Raw genomic sequence first — 19,256 nt, 5'->3', positions numbered from 1 at the left:
GTGACGTCCCGCTGAATGGTGGAGTTTCTCGACACCGTGCGGGTCAGTTGTTCTGATTATGCCGCGGTGAGTTCGGGGATGCTCACCTCCTCGGGTTCGGCGAGCAGGAGTGCCATGGAGTGCTCGCTGAAGTAGCGGCGGTCGGCGCCGTCCCATTCATCGTGCTGCTCGATGAGGACGTGCCCGGCCAGGCGCAGCAGCGCGGCGGGGTTCGGGAACGTGCCGACGACGTCGGTGCGGCGTTTGAAGCTCTCATGTCAAGAGCGGCGGCTGATTCGCATCACGGATCATGGTCCGGTGGATCGTGTTCGAGAGGTGTCGCTTCAGGATGCGCATGGCTTCGCGGCGCGTGTGTCCCCGGCTCAGCGCCGCCTCATAGAGTTCGCGAGCACGCGGTTCGCATCGGAGCTGAGTTGTTGCCGCTCGGTGGATCGCGGCATTGAGTCGGCGGTTTCCGCCGCGGCTGAGCCGATAGCGGCGTGGGCGTCCGCCGGCTTCTCCTGAGCTCACCGGGATCGGCGCGGTGCCATTGAATCGCGCGAAGCCGGCCTCGGTGAATCGCCGCGGGTCGCCCACCTCGAGCAGGATCTCAGCCGCAGACCGCGCGGCAATCCCGGGGATCGACGGCAGGGTGGATCCCGTTGCGCCGACCAGCTTGGCGAGCTCCGCGGCGGCAGCCTTGTCCTGATCGAGCACGTCTTTGAGCATTGCGACCCGATGCCGGATGAGGGTCAGGCGCAGCTGTTGAACAGGGTCCGTGATCCGCACTCGCCTGAGCTTGGCGATCGCCGTGATCCGAGCGCGCGCCGTGACCCGCTCCGGGAGCCTGGCCCGCACCAGCTCGGGGAGGTCGTGGATGAGGGCGTCGAGTTCCCCGATCAGTTGGACGCGGATCTTGCGCAGCGAGATGCGAGCGTTATGCCAGAGCGCGAGCTGGTCCCTGAGGGCGTCCGGGGCAGCGGTGGAGCTCTTGAAGGCGTGGGCGAGCCGGTCGTTGGTCTGCGTCTCCACCGCAACGCGGTGCGCGTCGAGCCGATCCGTCTTCCCTTCGTATCGTCCTCGTTGCTGTTGGGCGGTCTTGTGGGGCGGCACGTCTCTGACATCCAGTCCTTGCTCGATGAGGAATTCCGCCAGTGGGCGCCCGAGCCCGCTGGCGCCTTCGATTCCCACTCGGCGGATCGACCCGATCGTCAGCGCCCAGGCCAGCGCGTCCTCGTGTCCTCGCCGACTGTTCGCGAAGTGCTGGTGGTCGAGGTCGCGCCCGCTCTCGTCGAGAACGGCGGCGGTGAGCACCTTCCTGTGAGGATCGACGCCGATGATGATGCTGGCCATAGTGGGCTCCCTTGCGCTTGCCTAATCTGGAGGCGGGAGCCAGCGCGACAACATCCCAGTCGAGTAATCGACGCTCTCATCAAGTCAGCGCGGTTCCCTTGTGACCGCGGCGGGCCGACACTTCAAACGGAAGACAGGCCCAGCGCCGTTCGAGCGATGTGGGTCGTCGAGATCTCTTTCGAGTCAGACCCGCCACGGTCACAACCTAGGCGGCCGCCGAAACAGCCGGAAGGCGCCTCCAGCTCAACACTGGGATCTCCTTGTTCACCCGCTCCAGCGGATTCGTGGACCAGATCTGACGCCAGTGCTGGAACGGGAACTGGCAGAACGCGAGCAGGTCGTCCTTCGCGTCTTCGAGCATCTCGGCAACCTTCGGGTGCGACCGGGTCAGCATGCGGGTGACTTCGTGGAACTGGGTGAACACGTGCTCGGTGTCGGGTTGGGCGAAGATCGTGCGGATGATCGACGCGACCATCGGGCCGGCCGCTTTCGGGACGGCGGTGAGCACGTTCCTCATGAAATGGACCCTGCATCGTTGCCAGCTCGCGCCGGTGAACACGGTGTCGATCGCGGCGATCAGCCCGGTATGCGCGTCGGAGATGACGAGCCTCACCCCGCCCAGCCCGCGCGCTTTCAGGGAGCGCAGGAACGTGGTCCAGAACGGCTGCGACTCGGTCTCCCCGACCTCGAACCCGAGCACTTCCCGGCGCCCGTCCGCAGCGACTCCGATCGCGACGACCACCGCCTGGGACACGACCCGGCGGCCGACGCGGGCTTTGCAGTAGGTCGCGTCGAGGAACACGTACGGGTAGGTGGTGTCCGCGAGCGGCCGGTCCCGGAACGCGGCGACGTCCTCGTCGAGATTCGCGCAGATGCGTGACACTTCCGACTTGGAGATCCCGGTGTCCACGCCGAGTGCTTTCACGAGGTCGTCGACCTTGCGGGTAGAGACGCCGTGCACGTACGCCTCCATCACCACCGCGAACAGGGCCTGATCGACTCGACGGCGACGTTCCAGCAGCGACGGGAAGAACGACCCCTGCCGCAGCTTCGGGATCCGCAACTCCAGGTCCCCGGCCGTGGTCGACACGGTCTTCGGGCGGGTGCCGTTGCGGACCGCGATCCGGTCGGTGGTGCGTTCGTACGGGGCGGCGCCGATGAACGCGGCAGCCTCCGCGTCGATCAACTCCTGGAAGAGCGTTTCGGTCGCGACCCGGATCCGGTCGCTGACGTCGGTGAGTTTCAGTTCCCCGAGGAGCTCGAGGAGGGCAGACTGGTCAAGAGCCATCGTGCGTTGTGTCCTTCTGTGAGTAGCTTTAGCCGGTTCTCACTGACCATCGCACGATGGCTCACCAACGTCTACGACGCCGGCAACCCGGTCGGAATCTCCACCACCACAGGGGACGTCACCGAACTCCGTGCACCGTCGACGCGTAGGCGAGCTGTAGATGCTCGCGCGCATAGTCGTGGGGAATGTGCCGCAGCTCGCCGCTGTCGCTGACGGACGCGAGCATCACGAACTCGTCGTGGATGCCACGGACGATCCACTGCGCGCGGTTGTCGACGCCGGTGAGCCGGTCATTGCGGCGGGTTTGCACGGTGTCGCCGACGAGGATGCGCTGCTCCCCCATCCCCCAGGCGACGATGCTGGCATCGAGCTCGCCCTGGTCGACACGGCGCTGCTGGATGGCATCGTTGATGGCGTCCGCCTCGGCGTTGGTTCCAGACACGAGCGTGACCCGCTTGCCGCGCGCGTGCCAGTCGAAGTAGGCGTCGATCATTCGCTCACGCGCCGCGTCGTGGTGATCGACCCGTTCGAGGTGGCCGCGCTGCGCCAGCTCGCCGGCAACAGCCAGCGCGTGCTCACGGTCTCCCGCGTCGCGCAGCCGCAGTGTGAGCGCCGCATACTCGGGGTCCCGGAACCGGTGCACGGTGTCGAGCTCGACGGATGCGTTGGCGTGCCGGATCGCGGATGCCATCGCCCCCGCATGCCCGACCGGCAACGCCTGATACGGATCGCCGACGAACGCGAGACCGACCCGGTGCTCGAGCGCGAGTTCGATGAGGACGTTCGCGGTCTGCAAGTCGACCATGCCGGCCTCGTCGACGACGATCCGGTCGCGGCCACGCAACAACCAATGCGCTGGACCGCCATACTTGCCGCCCATCATCGGGTCGGCATCGCCGACGGCGAGACGCATCCACACCTTCGCGCCGGCCTCGTCGGTACTCCAGCGGTAGCCATGATCGGCAAGCAGGGCATGGATGCTGGCCGCCGCGGTCCGGATCTCTTGGGCCGCCACCGACGCCGCCTTCCGGGTCGGCGCGACCACCAGCATCCGCCGTCGCTGCGCCGTGAGGGCGTGGAACGCGGTTCGCAGCATCGTGGTCTTCCCTGTGCCCGCCGGACCCGTCACCGTCACGAGCCCATCCGTTCCGGCAATGGCGCACGCTGCAACGTTCTGCGAGGCATCCAGGATCGACACATCCTCGTTCGATGCAAGCCGTCGCAACTCCCCGGGCAAGAGGGAACGTCCGGGCGCAGCGAGTGCGTCCAGGCGACCCGCGAGACGCATCTTCGCGCGCACCGTCTCAGTCGCCATGAACGCCTTGACGTGCGGAGGAGCGCCCGCTGCAACCAGCCGTACGACGGACTTGGCAGCCCGCGCGCCGATCTCTGCAATGACGTCATCGAGCTGATCACGCGGCGCAACGATGCCCGTGCGCGAGAGCGCGCGCGTTGCACCGGCACGGATGTCGAAGCGACTGAACCGTCCGCCGGACGACGTCGAGCGCTCGTCCGCGTCGACGAGTGCCATGGCTGCGAGCAGGTCGAGATCGAGAGTGTCGATGTCTGCTGCGTCGATGACGATGGGTGCTCGCGCGGCGACCAGGCCCGGATCGATCGCGGCGATCTCGTCGCGGACTCGCGCCTCCCACGACACCTCGTCGAGATCGGCCGGCTTGTTCGGCCGCGACACCGCCCAGGCGCGCCGGTCGATCTGATGCAACACCTCGAGGCTCGGACCCGCTCCCCCGTGTGCCGTCGACCATTCCGCGATGAGGCGCGCGCGATTGGCCTCGATCTGAGCCGACCGCCGCGACAGCGGACGGATGGCCCCGGTAAGTTCGGCGATCCCCCCCCGCGGGGTCGAGCGTGTACCCGTGGCGCGCGAGTGCGGCGATCCAGGCCGGGTCGGTACGCGCGGCGAGTTCGCCCTCGGCGTTGACGACGGTGTGCAGCTTCATCGCGACGCGCGAGTCGAGGTTCGACCACTTGCCGTCCGCGCCGAGCACCTTGATGTTCAGCCACAGGTGCCGGTGGATGTGCGGGTCGAGCGCGCGCGAGCGGCGATGCTGCAGCTCGACGACCTCGATGCGGACGATGTCCTCGCGGATGAGGCCGCCGTGCCCGCGCCGTGCGTTGAGCTCGGTCTGCCAGGTGAGCAGGATGCGGGCGCGCAGCCGATCCTGGAGCGCTTCGAACTCGGCAGCGAGTTCGGGATGCAGCAGCGCGGCGATGCTGTACGTCTTCGGGTGATTGAGCGTCCCGTCGAGCAGCAGGTCGGCGTCCGGCGTCAGTCGCTGGTGGCCGCGCTCCTCCCCCGTGATCGGGTCGTGCCCCGTGAGCCAGACGCGAAGGCCGCCGAGCGTGAGCTCGTCGGAGGTGATGACGCCGTTCTCGACGATGAACCGCGAGACGGTTGAATCGGATGCCGCGCTGTACGCCTCCAGCGCTTCAACGCCGATCGGATGCTGGAGATGGGCGTCGCACGTGCCCTCGAGCGCGTAGGCGATCGCCTGTCGCACCCCGCGAGATTCGACACCCCGCTTCCAGCGTTCGAGACCTCCTCGCATGCCGCCAGGGTAGGGCCGGTTTAGCAGGTTATCCAGGGATTTTTCTGCGTTGCAGGCACTTGTAGCGAGGTGCTTCTAGATGGCGCCGCTCACCCAGGGTGCCTGCGTGCATCACATGGTGTGGCGCAGAGGGAGGATCTGGCCTTGGAGTCGCGCTTCGATTCCACCTGGCGGTGCGCGAGCCCGCCATCGCCTCGACGCGACACGCCGCTCGCACGAGAGTCTCCATGCCTGGACCCTGGGCTGAGACTTCATCTTGACGATGGCCGCGCTCAGCGTACGCAACGGTCCAGCCGTGGTCGGCCTTCCGAACAATCACCAAGAGGAGCGGCTCCGGCAACGTCACCGTACCCCACAGCTCCATCGAGTTACCGACGCCATACTGGTGGGGAGATTCGAGTCGAGAAATGCGAGGCGCAGGGTGGGCTTCCAAACGCCGCTATACGAACTGAGTGACTTCCTCAAGTGGACGACCACCGGGAAGATCCAGCTTCCGGACTTCCAGCGCGGGTACAAGTGGGAAGACGAACGTATTCGCGCGCTCTTGGTGACGATTCTTCGCGGGCATCCGCTAGGCGTAGTGATGCTCCTGAAGACAGGCAGCGACCAAATCCGGTTCAAGCCCCGCCCTGTGGAGGGCACGAATCCGCCGAGCTCTGCCCACGCGGAATGGCTTCTTCTCGACGGTCAGCAGCGACTGACATCACTCACCCAGGCCCTTACAGGGGATGGCATCGTTCATACGATGGATGCTCGTGGCAAGCTCATGGACCGGCGTTACTACGTCGACATGGAGCTCGCGCTCCAAGGCGAAGATCGCGTGGATGAGGCCGTCATCTCAGTGCCAGCGGACGGACTGATCCGAACCGACTTCGGGCGAGTCATTGAGAAGGATTACTCGACGCCGGACAAGGAGCGCGGAGCCCGGGTCTTTCCAGTCAACCTCCTCTTCGGCGACGCTATGTCGTGGCTGTTCGAGTTGGACGATCGCGATCTGGTCCGCAACTTCAATCGGGAGTTCATTCAGCCCTGCGGCACGTACAACATTCCGGCGATCGAGCTCGACAAGGAGACGAGCAAGGCTGCGGTGGCTACCGTGTTCGAAAAGGTCAACACCGGCGGCCTCGCACTCAACGTGTTCGAACTACTTACGGCAACCTTTGCCGGCGACCCGGCGTACTTCGAGAAGCACGGCACGGATTTTCGACTCAACGATGACTGGAAGGAGACGCAGGCGAGGTTCGCGCCTCACCCTGTGCTCGCCGGGCTGGAGAACACTGACCTTCTGCAAGCGGTAACTCTGCTTGCCACTCGCAAGCGAAACCTCGCCGACACGAGCCCCCGGCCACCAGCGGTGTCGGCGAAGCGCGAAGACGTATTGAAGCTAACGCTCGATGACTATCTCGAATGGATTGAGCCGTTGCGAGAAGCGTTTACTTGGGCATCTACTTTCTTGGCCGACCTTCACATCTTCGACACCAAGTTCCTCCCGTACCCCAAACAGCTTGTTCCGCTTGCTGTCATCCGAGTCGTTATGGGTAGAGACGCGGACTTGCTCGGGCCGCGCGAGAGGGTGGTTCGATGGTTCTGGTGCGGCATCCTTGGCGAGCTCTACGGTGCAGCAATCGAGACGCGTTTTGTGCGGGATCTGGAGCAGGTGCCGGCGTGGGCGTTGGGGCTACCAGGCGCCTCGACGCCGAACACCGTCAACGACGCCACCTTCGTTGAATCGAGACTCCATTCCCTGCGCACCCGGAACGCTGCCGCCTATAAGGGTATTTATGCTCTGCTGCTCGGAAACGGCGCGCGCGATTGGATGTTCGACCAGGCGCTCGACATGGTGCAATATGCAAACCTCGCCATGGACATCCATCACATCTTCCCGCAGAAGTGGTGCAATGACCACGGCATCGACGACGAGCGCCGCGAGAGCATTGTCAACAAGACAGCAATCTCCGCCAGCACCAACCGAACAATCCTCGGGGGTGCCCCCTCTCTCTACACGCAAACAATCGAGAAGAAGGCCCAGATCAGTCCGGAAACGCTCGATGGCCTGATCGAGGCGCATCTTGTGCCGTCGAACCTGCTTCGGGCCGACGCCTTCGACGCATTCTTCATGGAGCGTCGCGAACGGCTATGTGCTCTTGTCGAAAAGGCCATGGGCAAGGCGGTCCCGCGCGATATAGATCAGGGCATTGCCGGCGAGGACTCGGCTCGATTCGAGATCACAGAGATTGAAGAGCTCCCCGACGAGACTAAGTGATCTGCCTACCTCGCGTCGGCGTTGGCTGACACCGGCCTGTCCCGCGCGATCGGGGGCAGACGCGCCACGCCACTTTTGGTAAATGCCCCGGACGATCCACTCGCGAGTCTTACCCGCCGCGCGGAGCGGGCGGGGCGCGGGTCGATGCCGCGGAACCGCGGCTCCGAGTCTGGGCTTCGAGTCCCTTCGAATCGGATCCCAGCACGGCTCGAGACCGAGGCGCAATCGAATTGGCTCAGCGCCGACTCACCTCATGTCGGCGCGCGCCGATAGTCTGCAAAGCTTTGCTCAATCGGGGCTCAGCTCCGTGGAGATTTGGGGTAGTGGGGACATGGATGTCGAACAGTTCAGGGAGCAGGATCGAGAGTGGCGGAGGCGCCTTCAAGGTCTCTCGCTGGTGACCGAAGCGAACATCGACATCGCTGAAGCAACCTCAGCGCTCCGGGACCTGTCCGACCGCGCGCTGCGCAGTGCCGCTGGCGGGGGAAACCGAGCCGCGGTTCTGAAGCGATACGCGCCGACCCTGCTCGTCGGTCTCACGGCGGTTGCGTCATCGAAATACGACGAAGGTACCTTCTGGCCACGAGTCGGCGAGGTAGTCGGATCGCCGATGACGCAGCAAGTTCAGGGGCTTTTCTCCGACACCTTCCGCTATGGGCTCGATCTTCTCGGCCTCTCCCGGTTCGACACTCCCCTTCGCAATCTGGGCGAGATTCTCATGCATGCCGGCATCCCCGTTGCCAGCGTGGCCGACTTAGTCACAGTCCTCCAGAAGCGCGACGCGTCGAGCTTCGAGCTGACGGGCGCCGGTATGTGTTCGTGGGCCTCGAGCCTCACCCGTGGCGCGGCGGCAGCAAAGGGCCTCGATGCGCCGACGTGGCGGTTCCTCACCAGCGGCGGGGAAGTTGCTGCAGACCTCATCGACCGATTCCTGGACGCTCTGGATCTCGCCAAGTCAGCAGCGCCGGATGCCCTCTCGCTCGAGTCCCTCCCCACGCACCTCGGGGATGAGCTGCGTCGCCTCCTGACGAGCGGTCGCGTCCGAGCAACCGCTCGCCGGAGTCGACGTCGGGTTTCGCGCTCTGTTCCGCGGCTCGCCTTCGTCAGCGGCGAGATCCAACTCGACCTGCCCCCGCTCGAGCAGCACCTCAATCGTGACGTCGCCTGGCAGATCACGGTTGCGGGCGAGTCTCGCTTCCGTCGCGTTCGCGCTCCGTGGCCGGGCGACACCCCGGATCGGACGCGAGAAGCCATCAGCCGCCCGGCAGTCTCCGCGGTTGTCGCGCTCATGGGAGAAGAGATGGAGTGGACCGTCCCCATTGTGGATACCTCCTGTCCCGTGCTCGCGTTCGACGCGACCAGCCGATTGGCGATAACGCCCGGGACGCAGTTGCCGAAGGGTCGGGTGTGGGTCGCGTTTCCCAACGAGACCGATTCGTCGGTCGCCGATGCGCTCGAGTACGACGGCAGCATCGCGCTCATTGAGCAGTTGGATGCGCCGTTCGGCTGGGATGGCTGGTCGTTCGCGTTGGTGGATGTGAGTGGAATCACTCGCCTTCGACCGCGGGCGGGCGACGACTATCGGTGGAGGTACGTTTCGTCGATTACGCGACCCGCACTAGCGGACGTCGACGTGCTTCCCTACCTTCGCTCAGCGTCAGGCTCCTACATCCTCGCGGAGCGACCGATGATCACCCTGCCGGCCGCGCGGGTCGATGTCGAGTCGGGCGTCGGGACCACCGTGTGGACCATCACCGTGCTTTCGTCAGATGGTGAGGTTCTAAGCACACGTCAGTGCGCGTCCGACGTCACTCCAGTGATCGTCGACCCCTGGCCCGATGTAGAGACATTCATCGGGGAGTTCGAGGTCCGCGTTCAGGGCCCACTCGGCCGCGGCTCCGTTCACAGCATCGCGATCGCCGAACGCGTTACCGTGTCATCGTCGACCGACTTCCGCTGGTTCACTCCCCGAGACGGCCTCGAACCGTGTTCGCTCGAGATCACGACGCCGGGCGAATCGGTTCGAGTGGAGCTCGACAACGCGACAAGCGCCAACACGGCGGAAATCGCAGGCGCTGCGGGAACGCGTCCGCTCACGGTGGTGACCGATGTTGACTTCATGTGGGTTTCTGCGAGCAAAGTCGCAAAGCCGGGCACCGGTCCCGCGCCGCTCGAGCGTGAGAGCCTGCCTGAGACGGTACTGCGGCTGAACACGATCCCCAAACAGCGCGGCGCGGTCCACGTCGTCGCCGCAGGGTCTACGGTGCAGACGATTCCCCTTGACGCAAATGCGACCGGGATCGCCGTGCTCAACCTGGCGATGATCGCAGACACCGCGGAGCGCCACGGGGTCGTCTCCCTGCGCTACGAAGCGGGCGACAAGTCGACTGTGATCGGGCTCGTTCGCCCGCGGCAGCTGGTGTCGTCAATCGAGGTCCAGGAGGACACGCTTCGGCTCAGCATCAACGGCGATTCGGTATCGCTGGAATTGGGTGTCTACCTCGACTTTGCACCGTGGCGCCGTCCGGAAATCATCCGGGTCGGCGCAGGGGAGGTCGCCATTCCGCTGCCTGCATGCCTCAACGGCCGTGGGCCCGCCGTCATTGTCGCCCGCGTCGAAGACCCGTGGAGCGAGTCGGTCTGGCCTGACCGCCTGCCGCGTCGGGACGACAACACCCATCATCTCGACCTCCCCGCCGTTACAGCCGACGATCTCGACGATCAGTTCCTGTGCTGGGTGGGCGGCGACCTGCCGTTGCCCGCCACGCCCGCATCGCTCGCATTCGCAATCGACGTCTACGCCTCCCTGCGCGCGGCACGCTCGACACGACCGAAGCCATTACTCCTCGCGGAAGTAGCCGCTCTGTCGCGCGCTCAGGGCGACTCGTTTTTGGATGCCGCTCGCGCGGGATCATGGTCTCGCCTCTCGCACACGCGCCTCCTGGCTGAAGGCTGGGCCGCGACGGCGCCAGGGAGCAAAGAGCCAATACGCAACGCGACATGGATGCTGTCGCCGTTTCTGGGTGTTCTGGAATCGATCAACCTCGTTCATGAATCGCCGAGCGATCTGCTAGAAATCGCCGATGCCGTGCTGGGTGACTCCGCGCGTTCGATCCTCGACGACGGAGTCGATCCGCACGCCGCCGTGGGGGCCTTCCGGCACGAAGCAGAGATCCTCGCCACCTGGCCGGCCGAGAGAATTGAGGAGGTCTGGCGTGCTGCGGCGCCCATCCCCGGGGCGCTGCTGAACGCCGACCAGCGCATGTTGCACGCACGCGAGCTGTTCGACAGCCGAGTCTTGCCCCTCACTCGCGAAGCTGCAGCATCGTCGCGTGTGGTTCTCCGCGCGACGCACGAAGTTCTACAGGACGCGCTGGGCGACCGCGTCCGCGGTCCAATTCGCGCTCGGAGCGGCAGCGAGGGCTGGCCGTCATTGCCGTGCGTGTCTCTCTCTCTGAGCTTGCTCGCTCGGCTTGCCGCACGCGGTCATGATGCAGCGATGCAGACCTTCACCCGCTACCGCTCGCGATTCGCGGACCTCGCCGAGGCTGCACCGAGCTTCATCGAGCAGGATCTCGTGCTCGCCGAACTGTGGATGACTCGTTGGGAGGACGAATGACCACCGCCATCGATCCGATTGCCGTCAGCGAGTCGCTGACCGATGCATACCGCCGATACCTCGGGAGTCTGATCACTCCCAACGACCCTCGCATCGCCCGAGCGCTCACTACTGAGATCGACCGCATGGCGGACTCGAGACAGGGACTGGCCAAAGGTCCGTACCTCGAGCTGACGCCCGCCTATGAACAGGCCGAGTCGGCGCGGCAGCTCATTAGGGCGGGCAGGCTGAGTGAGGCTTTCGCCAAGCTGGAGTCTTCCGAGTTCTCGCTGGATCGACCTTGGTATTCACACCAGGTGCGATCGCTGACGCAGATCCGTGATGGCCGAAATGCAGTCGTCGCGACGGGAACGGGATCGGGCAAGACGGAGAGCTTCCTCCTGCCGATCCTCGATCGGATTCTCAGCGACCTCGAGGCTGGCCATACCCAAGCGGGGGTTCGGGCTCTCCTCTTGTACCCCATGAACGCCCTCGCTAATGACCAGCTGAAGCGTCTCCGCCAGGTGCTCGCAGCAACCCCAGAAGTCACCTTCGGTCGGTACACAGGCGAGACTCTCGAGAAACGCTCGGATGCCGAGGCGAAGTTCGAGCAGCAGCATCCGCTTGACGAAATCCTCCCAAACGAGCTGCTAAGTCGCGAAGAAATGCGTCGGCGACCTCCCCACTTGCTGCTCACCAACTACGCAATGCTCGAGTACCTCCTTCTTCGCCCTGAGGACTCCGAGTTGTTCGGCTCCGGCTCGAGCACCTGGCAATTCATCGTGGTCGATGAGGCTCACGTGTATGACGGTGCGAATGGTGCAGAGATCGGCTATCTTCTGCGGCGTCTGCGTGAACGCGTTGCACCCGAACGACGTCTTCAGAGCATCGCAACGAGTGCCACCGTCGGCACCGATCTGGCCAGAGCCGCTAAGTTCGCATCCGATCTCTTCGGTGCGGAATTCTCCGCAGACGCCGGCGACATCATCACCTCGACACACAAGCAGCTCTTCGTTCAGTCCTCCTGGGGCCAGTTTCCCGCCGAGGCGCTCACTCCGGGCCAGACTCTCGACGGCCTTCTCGAAGCAGCACGAGCCGCGGGCGCGGTCGGCGACAACCCGTTCGAGGTCTTCACCGGCGAGGAGACGATCCGAACACTCCACCAGATCGGACGCGGAACTCCTCGCACCGTGCCCGACGTGCTAGAGAGACTCGGCCGCCCAGACTTCACGCGCGACAACGTCACGACCCTGGTCGAACTGGCCGCGCAAGCACGAGACATCGACGGCACCCCAGCACTCTCGGGCAAGTACCATCTCTTCGCCCGCGCAACCGAAGGGGCCTTCACCTGTCTTTCTCCGGACGGTCCCCACCTCTCCCTCTCACGAAGGGAGTATTGCGACTGCGGGTGGCGTGTGTTCGAGATTGCTGCGTGCCGGCGGTGCGGCGGGGTGCACCTGGTCGGCTCCGAAGTGATCACCGAAGGACGCCATGTCTTCATCCCGAAGGAGTCGTTCGCAGGCAACACAGTCTGGCTCTGCCTCGCACGCGCCGACGACTCAGACATCGATGAGGACGACGCAGTCCTTGAGGATGCCGCAGCAACCGCAAATGCAAACGCTGTCGGGCTCTGCGCGCGGTGCGGCACGATCTCACCCAAGGCACAAGGTGCGTGCTCGAACACCTCCTGCGGTGCACCGCTCGTCGCGGTATCGCGAGCGGCGGGTGGAGGTGAATCCCTCAAGCGCTGCATGCAGTGCGGGGCATCCAGCCCCCGAATCATCCGCCGGTTTGAGAGCGGCAACGACGCTTCGGTGAGTGTCCTCACCACCGCGCTGTACCAGTCGCTCCCTCCGGCTATCGGTGAGCGCGGCGCACACCTTCCCGGTCAGGGACGAAAGCTTCTGGTATTCAGCGATAGTCGCCAGCAGGCGGCGTTCTTCGCACCATACCTCGAGCAGTCATACGAGCGACTGATGCAGCGGCGGATGCTGTTCCGAGCCGTGTCTGGCGCCCAGTTCGAGGACGAGGCCGCTGCTGTCACGGACATCGCCACGAAGGCGCGTCAGCTGGCGACGAAAGCCGAGTACCTCCCCGAATCCACGACCCCGCTCCAACGGCAGAGCGCGGCGGAGACGTGGACGCAGGCAGAGCTCGTCACGATCGATGACAGGCAATCGCTGGAGGGCGTGGGGTTGATCAAATGGCGCATGCGTGAGCCGCGCTCAGCAGCGCAATTGGCCCCACTCGTGCGAATGGGCATGTCGGAGCGAGAGTCGCTCGACCTCTTGCAGGCACTCGTTCGCACGGTTCGGCTGCAGGGAGCGGTCGCTCCGCTGGAGAACGTCGATGTCAAGGACTCGATCTTCGAGCCGCGGCTGGGTCCTATTTACGTTCGCAAGAATGGCTCGGATGCCCAGCGCAAGGTGATCAGCTGGACGCCGACATCGACCGGATCGACGATCCGAAAGAACACTCGATCGGACTACCTGCATCGCGTGCTCGAAGCGGTCGGCGCCGACACGTCAAGGGTCGCCGAGACCCTCGAGGGCCTGTGGAAGGTTCTCGCCAACCCTGCGGGCGACTTCGCACCTTGGCTGATCCATCCGAACGCGGGAAGTCTGGGGGCAGTCGCGCAGATCAACCCCGAAGCGATCGAGGCGATGGTCCTCACCGACGATGACAGCATTTGGCGTTGCGATAGATGCGGTGGGATGTCGACCCTCAACGTGCGTGACGTCTGCCCTCGTTTCCGTTGCACCGGATCCCTGCACCCGTTGGAGCGATCCGGCGATACCGGGCACTACGGGCACCTGTACCGCACCTTGAGCGCGGTACCCCTGTCTGCCAGCGAGCACACCGCCCAGTGGACGAGCGAAGAAGCCGCGCGGATCCAGCAGCAGTTCATCGACGGCAAGATCAACGTGCTCTCCTGCTCGACGACATTCGAGCTCGGCGTGGATGTTGGCGAGCTACAGACCGTCGTGCTGCGCAACGTGCCGCCAACGGTGTCGAACTACATTCAGCGTGCAGGTCGGGCAGGGCGGCGCAGCGACAGCGCGGCGCTCGTGCTGACGTACGCACAGCGTCGGTCGCACGACCTCACCGTATTCGCTGATCCCGCCAAACAGATTGCTGGGGCGGTACGAACACCTGTCGTGCCCACGACGAATCCGCGACTGGCGGAGCGCCACTTTTTCTCCGTGGCGTTCGCTGGATTCTGGCGGTCCGAGTACCAAACGTTCGGACGGCAGTTCCGGACCGCAGGGGATTTCTTCCGTGCTGATCAGCAGGGGGAATCAGCGGCCGACCGCGTCGGCCCATGGCTTCACGCTCATCGCGATGATCTGCAGGCCACGATCACCCGCCTCGTCCAGGGAACCGGTCTCTCGTCCATCGATTGGGCGTGGGATTCGTGGGCGGACCACCTGGTTGACCTCCTCAAGGAGGTCCAAACGGGATACCGAGATGAGGTCGAGGTCTACGAGAAGCTCATGGCTGACGCCTTCAGCGCTCAGAAGGGCTACAAGGGCGACTACTTCAAGAAGGTGCTCAACACCTTAGAGAAGCGGAACCTTCTTGGCTTCCTCGCGAATCGCAACCTCATCCCCAAGTATGGGTTCCCGGTCGACACGGTCGAGATGAAGATTCCGGGCGGGGTCGCGGATGCTGGCAGGCTCGATCTCGCGCGTGATCTGTCGCAGGCCATTTTCGAGTACGCGCCTGGTTCTCGACTCGTGGCGGGCGGAAAGATCTGGACATCGGCAGGCGTCGCCCGCCAGCGCGAGCGCGAGAACCCGCCCGTGTACTACCGCGTGTGCAAGACCTGTGACGCTTACTCGGAGTCTGCCGAACCAGACGATACCCCCTGCATGACCTGCGGGTCGGCGCCGACAGGAGTGCCGCAGAAATACATCGAACCACGCTTCGGCTTCCTCGCCTCGAAGGAGACAGAGCGCACCGGCGATGCGGCACCGCGCGCTAGCTGGCGCGGCCTCACCCGCGTCGCCAAGGACGGCACCGTGGTCGACTCCGGCATCATCCCCGCGCCCCATGGTGCCCTCTCATTCGAGGTCATGGAGCGGGCATCGATGGTACGAATCAACGCGGGGAGCACCGACCGCGGCTACAAGATCTGCAGTTTCTGCGGATTCAGCGTTGTCGGCTACCAGGATTGGCCGACAAGCCACGAGGACCCCCTACGGAGCAAGTACTGTCCGGGCGGCGCGTCCACATTCTCGCTCGCGCACAAGTACGAGACCGATGTGCTTCGCGTGACGTTCCCTAAGGCGTGGAGCGGCGAGGACACACAGAAGACAGCGCAGTCCGTTCTTCATGCCGTTCTCCAAGCGGCGGCGAGTGTGCTTCAGATCGCGGATACCAATATCGACGGCGCCGTTTCGAGCTATCACACCGCGGCGCCAACGATCGATATCGTCGACACCGTGCCGGGTGGCGCGGGATACGCAAGGATCATCGCGCAAGCGCTACCGGCTGTGCTGGACGGCGCACTCAGACTCGCGCGTAGCTGCGAGTGTGGGCCCGAAACCAGCTGCTATATGTGCCTTCGCACGTACCGCAATCAGCGCGTTCACGACCAGCTCTCCCGCGGCACCGCGGCCGAGTACCTGGCCGCAATCCTCCTCGATCGCGGCGTCGCGCCAGCGGTGATCGCTGACTCGACGGTGGATACGCCGGCGGTGGATGCTGCCGGGCTCGACGGCTGGGATGCCGCCGTTTTGATTGCGGACTCGCGACTTGGTGTGTTGTTCTCCGCCCTGCGCGAGCTCGGCGTCGCACCGCCGATCATCGGGCTGGAAGTTGGGCCGGAGAACTGGCCGGTCGAGTGCGCCTGGGATGACAAGCGCGTGGCGGTCGTAACCGACGAGGATCCTGAACGCGACACCTGGATGGCGGCCAACGGTTGGCATACGGTCGACGCTCGAGGTGACTTCTCCGTTGAGGCCGCGATCAACCAGATCGTCGGTCGTTAGGTTGCGCTGAGCGTGGCGAGCGACTCGTTGACGGTCTCCGCTCGCAGTATGCGCGTCGCGGTCGCAAGTGAACCGGCGTGTCGCGCTCGCCGTCGAGCCCCCTCCTCGAGGTAGAGGCGGCTGTCCTGGCTCGGCGCACCCGCAGACTTCAGCTCCGCAACAGTCCGGATGGGCTCCCCGCCCAGGTCACCACTAACTCGTCCCGCGCACGAGACGCAGCCACATACAGAAGCGACCGCTCGCGGAGCATCGCGTCCTCGAGGTCGGTACCCGTGAGCCCGTGCAGAGCCAACGGTAACGGCACCGATCCCTCCGATACGTCGAAGAGAACAACTCGAGAGAACTCGAGCCCCTTGGCGCTGTGCATCGTCACGAGCAGGGGCGTCCCCGGCTTGATGGCTTCGCCATACAACGCCGTCGCGATGCCGCGGTCGTCCAGCTGGCGCTGCAGTCGCTTGAGCGCCACCGTCGTGCGGCCGAGAATCGCGATTGAATCTCCCACGCCGGCCGCCTGCCAGTCAGCAATCGTGCGGGCGACGGCATCCGTCTGCTCCCAGACGTGATCGCTGCCGATCACCCGTGGCACGGGCCCGCGACGAGCGGAGCGGTACCCGTGGCTCGTCTCCGTCTCCTCGGCGGTGTCGATGTACTCCGCGTCTTCGAGCACGCCGAGCGCGTACAGCAGGTTCTCGTGCGTCGTCCGGTAGTTCAGCGTCAGTCGCCGCGACCGCCCCACGACCTTGATCCCGTATCTCGCCAGCACGATCCGGTGCCCGTAGATGCGCTGGTGCACGTCCTCGGCAATGAAGACGTCGTTCGTCGCGGCCGGAGCGAGCGCACGGACGAGCTGCCAGTGCAGCGGGCTGAGATCCTGCCCCTCGTCGATGAGCACGTGATCGGCTGGCGCCTCGCCCGCGCGAGATTCGAGGAACGCGGATGCCATCGCAGACAGCTCGGCCCACGTCAGTCGCCGCGCCTTCGCGGCATTCGTGCGGTACGCCTCGACGGCCGCCCAGACCGCCGCGCGTCGAGCGCGATCCAGCGCGACGCCGCGGCCCGGTCGCCGAGCGGCAAGGTACTCCGAAAGGGTCCGCACGCGCTGCGGCAGGATCACCTGCACGTACTCGGCTTCGAGGAAGGCGGGGTTCGTGATCTCTGCAGGAGCGTCGCCGAGAACGGATGCCGCGGCATCCCATCCCTGACTGTTCGACACCATCGACGTGCGCTCGGTGATCGCAGCTCCGAACACCGCCTCCCCACCGACCGACCAGAAGTCGTTGCCCGCGCGATCGCGAACGGCCGCTGCGAGCGCATCGATTCCTGTGACGTACACACCGGGTCCACCCAGAGACGAGGTTTGCGGGATGCCTTCGTCAAGCCGTGCGAGGTCGCGCCGAAGCATCCCGGCGAGCGCCTTCGTGAACGTGGTCAGCACGACACGCGCCCCGGACTCGGCCAGCGCGAGCCGCCGGGCGCGGTGCAGCAGCACTACTGTCTTGCCCGTTCCCGCACCGCCGGTGAGCCGGAACGGCCCGTTGAAGTCGCGTTCGACGTACCTGACCTGCTCGGGATGGAGGAAGACGCGCCACGCGCCGAAGTCGCCTTCCTCAAGGATGCGGCGCAGCTCTTCGTCGTCGCCGACGAGCGTGAATTGCATCTGGCTCGCGGGGCTCTTGAGCGCATCGAGGAGTTCGGCGTCACCGCGCTCCTCGTCGGCGGCGGTCTCCCCGCCCTCGTCGGCCATCTCGGAGTCGGGCACTTCGAGGCCGAGGTCGCCGCGGATCTTCGCGATGGTGTCGCCCACTGCCATGCCGAGGATGGCCAGTCGCTGCCACTCATTCTCGAATCCGTCCGCGAGCGCCGCCAGAGCATCCTCCGATTCGGCTTCGTAGAGGCGCGCGGCGTCGGCCTTCTCGAACCCTAGCCCGCTGATCAGGTCTGCGACCGGATAGCCGTGTTCGCCGAGGTACGAAGGCTTCTTCGCCGGTGCCGCAACGTGAGCAGGTTCCGTCGCCGCGTCGACCGCCGGTGCCGATGCGTCGATGATCTCCGCGATGTGGGTGACCGGATTCGTTCGCAGCACACGCGTGCGCGCACGCTCGATCGCCTCGTCGTGCTCGTATGTACCGGTGTACACATATGTGCGTTCACCGTCGTGGTCGAGTCGGAACAGCACAGCCCGCCACGACTTGTTGACGCGACCGGTTCGCGCACGAGGGTCCTTCTGGTCCTCCATCTTCTCGATGTGAAGACCGACGGAGGAGTCGTCCTCCCGCAGCTTCATGAGGAACGTGAGCACCTTCGACTGCACCGTGCTGTCGAGCTTGTGGTCGTCAGTCTTGGAGAGCGTTACTTCGGGCACTGGGCGATGGTCCTCGGAGGTGGCGGGCTAAGAGGTGTGCCCGTTCCAGAGCTGCTTCAGGCGGGCGTTCACGGGTGCGGGGACTCGATTTCCGCTGGTGAACTGATGCCGCCACTTGACCTCGGGGATGAGGTGCTCGAGCTGGTCACGAGGCAGGAGGTCGCTCTCGGGGAGAAGCACATCGAACTCGACGTTCACGTAGCGAGAGGTCTCACCGTCGTTTGCGAAATGGGCATCGACGAACGTGTTAGACGTCACGATGCCGTGCCCGATGAGGCCGAACGGCCCACCCTGTCGCAACAGCCAGGCCTCCGTCTTTGGAGGCACGTCGAGTCGCTTTCCCACTGACCACCGCGTCGTGTACCGGTCGCCTGCCATCAGCCGATTCACCATGCCCTCGTAGGTGTCGGGCCAATCGTCCCAGACGTCGCGATTCCAGCCGAGCAGGATGCCGTCGCTTTCCTGGGCCATGGACTTGACGACCACACCCCGCGATGCCCGCGAACCGGTTACTCCCGAACCGCTACTCGAGCCCGTCGCACCGAGGCGCCGCGCCACGTCGATGCCGCTGGAGGTCAATTCCCAGACACCGCGCTCGTGCCAAGTACCCTCGCCCGGCTTGAAGATCAGCCCCCGCTTGACGAGTCGGTTCCTGGCGAACCGCACGCGGTTCTCCCAATGGTTATCTCCCGATTGCACGCGGGCCCGGAGATCGGCATCGGTGATTTGGGGGAAGCGCTTTGCCAATGGTCCGTAGCACTGCCCAGGCGTCCCTCGATACCCGGGCCGCTCCGCTAGGAGCCGCAGGAGTTCGTCGGCGGTCTCGTCTTCGCTCGGAAGCATGTCTCA

General features: G+C 65.1%; 7 protein-coding genes and 3 pseudogenes. 3 read left to right on the top strand and 7 right to left on the bottom strand.

Annotated elements, in window-relative coordinates; translation table 11 throughout:
• Nucleotides 1-56: 56 nt before the first annotated feature.
• From ACH3VR_RS03875 to ACH3VR_RS03855, 5 genes and pseudogenes are all read right to left on the bottom strand, one after another.
• Nucleotides 57-257, bottom strand: a pseudogene (locus ACH3VR_RS03875) (transposase); the annotation flags it as partial.
• Nucleotides 253-1,332: an IS110 family transposase gene (locus ACH3VR_RS03870; protein WP_396639425.1), complete on the bottom strand. Its 1,080-nt coding sequence runs from the start codon at nucleotides 1,330-1,332 to the stop codon at nucleotides 253-255. The gene ACH3VR_RS03870 and the pseudogene ACH3VR_RS03875, both read right to left, overlap by 5 nt.
• A 253-nt stretch (nucleotides 1,333-1,585) precedes the next feature.
• A pseudogene (locus ACH3VR_RS03865) lies at nucleotides 1,586-2,620 on the bottom strand (IS256 family transposase); the annotation flags it as partial.
• Nucleotides 2,621-2,738: 118 nt separating this feature from the next.
• The gene (locus tag ACH3VR_RS03860) at nucleotides 2,739-4,343 is read right to left on the bottom strand and encodes an ATP-dependent DNA helicase (RefSeq protein WP_396639424.1); all 1,605 of its coding nucleotides are present in this window, start codon (nucleotides 4,341-4,343) and stop codon (nucleotides 2,739-2,741) included.
• A gap of 115 nt (nucleotides 4,344-4,458) precedes the next feature.
• Nucleotides 4,459-5,190: pseudogene (locus ACH3VR_RS03855) on the bottom strand (relaxase domain-containing protein); the annotation flags it as partial.
• A 421-nt stretch (nucleotides 5,191-5,611) separates the two neighbouring features.
• Here ACH3VR_RS03855 and ACH3VR_RS03850 point away from each other — a divergent pair.
• The 3 genes from ACH3VR_RS03850 to ACH3VR_RS03840 all read left to right on the top strand — a co-directional run bounded on the left by ACH3VR_RS03850 (nucleotide 5,612) and on the right by ACH3VR_RS03840 (nucleotide 16,045).
• A complete protein-coding gene (locus tag ACH3VR_RS03850) occupies nucleotides 5,612-7,453 on the top strand; it encodes a GmrSD restriction endonuclease domain-containing protein (RefSeq protein WP_396639423.1) in 1,842 nt (613 codons plus the stop codon).
• Nucleotides 7,454-7,784: 331 nt separating this feature from the next.
• A complete protein-coding gene (locus tag ACH3VR_RS03845; protein ID WP_396639422.1) occupies nucleotides 7,785-11,072 on the top strand; it encodes a hypothetical protein in 3,288 nt (1,095 codons plus the stop codon).
• Entirely contained in the window at nucleotides 11,069-16,045 is a 4,977-nt protein-coding gene (locus ACH3VR_RS03840) for a DEAD/DEAH box helicase (RefSeq protein WP_396639421.1), read from the top strand. The genes ACH3VR_RS03845 and ACH3VR_RS03840 overlap by 4 nt, the downstream gene beginning before the upstream one ends.
• 148 nt (nucleotides 16,046-16,193) lie before the next feature.
• Here the strand turns inward: ACH3VR_RS03840 and ACH3VR_RS03835 are convergent, their stop codons facing one another.
• Both ACH3VR_RS03835 and ACH3VR_RS03830 read right to left on the bottom strand, forming a co-directional pair.
• Complete coding sequence (locus ACH3VR_RS03835; RefSeq protein WP_396639420.1) at nucleotides 16,194-18,407, bottom strand: 3'-5' exonuclease; 2,214 nt, start codon at nucleotides 18,405-18,407, stop codon at nucleotides 16,194-16,196.
• 27 nt (nucleotides 18,408-18,434) lie between these two features.
• Nucleotides 18,435-19,250, bottom strand: coding sequence for a winged helix-turn-helix domain-containing protein (locus tag ACH3VR_RS03830; RefSeq protein ID WP_396639419.1), 816 nt, complete (start codon nucleotides 19,248-19,250; stop codon nucleotides 18,435-18,437).
• Nucleotides 19,251-19,256: the final 6 nt, after the last annotated feature.

The sequence above is a fragment of the Microbacterium alkaliflavum genome (genome assembly GCF_044325405.1).
In the GTDB taxonomy this organism is placed as follows: Bacteria; Actinomycetota; Actinomycetes; order Actinomycetales; family Microbacteriaceae; genus Microbacterium; species Microbacterium alkaliflavum.
This window is presented reverse-complemented; position numbering and strand designations above follow the sequence as displayed.

What these genes read in the sequence shown, in the direction of transcription:
- ACH3VR_RS03845 (WP_396639422.1), top strand. Translation starts at nt 7,785, where the DNA reads ATGGATGTCGAACAGTTCAGGGAGCAGGATCGAGAGTGGCGGAGGCGC.
- ACH3VR_RS03830 (WP_396639419.1), bottom strand. Translation starts at nt 19,250, where the DNA reads ATGCTTCCGAGCGAAGACGAGACCGCCGACGAACTCCTGCGGCTCCTA.
- ACH3VR_RS03870 (WP_396639425.1), bottom strand. Translation starts at nt 1,332, where the DNA reads ATGGCCAGCATCATCATCGGCGTCGATCCTCACAGGAAGGTGCTCACC.
- ACH3VR_RS03840 (WP_396639421.1), top strand. Translation starts at nt 11,069, where the DNA reads ATGACCACCGCCATCGATCCGATTGCCGTCAGCGAGTCGCTGACCGAT.